The sequence below is a fragment of the Aporhodopirellula rubra genome, assembly GCF_014192335.1.
GTDB classification, from domain to species: Bacteria; Planctomycetota; Planctomycetia; order Pirellulales; family Pirellulaceae; genus Rhodopirellula; species Rhodopirellula rubra.
This window is the reverse complement of the sequence record NZ_JACHXU010000070.1, coordinates 1-1,268: the sequence shown is the minus strand read 5'-3', so window position 1 is coordinate 1,268 and position 1,268 is coordinate 1. Positions and strand designations below refer to the sequence as shown.

1 protein-coding gene and 1 pseudogene are annotated in these 1,268 nt (G+C 53.3%); one reads left to right on the top strand and one right to left on the bottom strand.

The genetic code is table 11. From position 1 onward, the window contains the following. Positions 1 to 301: 301 nt before the first annotated feature. Entirely contained in the window at positions 302 to 733 is a 432-nt protein-coding gene (locus FHS27_RS30670; protein ID WP_184310276.1) for a hypothetical protein, read from the bottom strand. Between the two features lie 387 nt (positions 734 to 1,120). On the opposite strand from FHS27_RS30670, the pseudogene FHS27_RS30665 reads away from it, so the two are divergent. After that, positions 1,121 to 1,268, top strand: a pseudogene (locus FHS27_RS30665) (IS256 family transposase); the annotation flags it as partial.

Below are 1,268 nucleotides of genomic sequence, written 5' to 3'. Positions count from 1 at the left end.
CATCAACAACGGGTTTGATCTCGTCGAGCGAGTCACCAGCGAATTCGGCGAGGCGTTTCTGCATCGTTGCGGGTTGGATGCCACCGCTATTTGGGGCGCCGCCGAGGTAGGCAAGCAATGCATCGTCAACGTTGAAGGTGGCCATCGTGTTTGATTGAGTCGCACAACGGAAGGTTTTTACGACACCGCCCTAAACGAAGCAAACGATGTCAGAACTACCGAAGATGATATCAAGACCAGTCCGCTTTGCCAAAGGTGCAAGGTGTGCCGAAGGTCTCAGCGTAAAAACCATGTTGTGTGCCTAGACGCTGCCCATGACAGAGATTGCATCAACGGATGATTCGTCAGACACGTAGTCGTGGCTGTATACATTTAGGCCGAGGGCGGGAATCTCGAATCCACAATCGAAGTCAACCAGCGGATGCCCAAGCAACTCGCAAATTTCACGAAGTTGGCCAACGGTCGATCCCGTTACGAGGTTGCCATCGAGGTGATGTTTGACGTCGTTGTACTGCACCGGCATGTGCGCCTCGATGTAGTTTGCCGAGCCATCATCGCCGTAATGAACGTCGACGCCGAGAAGCGAGAAATCGTCTGTTCTCTGCGTGGAGTCCGGAGTTTTGAAAAAGCTGGTGATCGGGCATTTGAACAACGCCTGTATCTCCGAGCGAGACATGCCCAAACGAAACGGGCCGACCGAAGTGCCGGGAACTATGTCAAAGGACTCGTTCATGATGTTCGGTTCTGGCACACAACGGAAGGTTTTTACGACACCGCCCAAAACGAAGCGAGCGATGTTTGAACTACGAGGAATTGTACCAATGCCAGCCCGCGTGACCAACCAAGGAAGGTGTGCCGAAGGCCTAGCGTAAAAACCATGTTATGTGACCGGTGCGCTATGATCGGCGTTCCATCTGGGCAGCCTCAGCCTCGATGTTCGCGAGTTCGGATTCGTCAAACGTAACAGCGTCCGTGAATGCTGGCGACGCATCAAGGAGCATGCGAACGGCTTGGGTAGCGTTGCCATGGGATTCTGGTGGTGGCGAAGGGTAGAGCCAACCAAGGAGAGAACGGCGTCGCTCTAGCGCCAATAGGTATGAATCAGGAAGCGTCCCAATAATTGTTGAAAGTTGAAAGATGGTCTCCCGGAGGGCAGAATCTGCCCTCCGCAATTTTCCAATTTTCGTCGGCGGCAACCGACGGGGAGACCATCATGAATGAAGTTAGTCTTTTGCAATCTCTTGGGCAAGTTTCAGCGTCAGAAACCG

Bases quoted from the DNA above. Each gene is read 5' to 3' on its own strand.
- FHS27_RS30670 (WP_184310276.1), bottom strand. From the start codon at position 733: ATGAACGAGTCCTTTGACATAGTTCCCGGCACTTCGGTCGGCCCGTTT.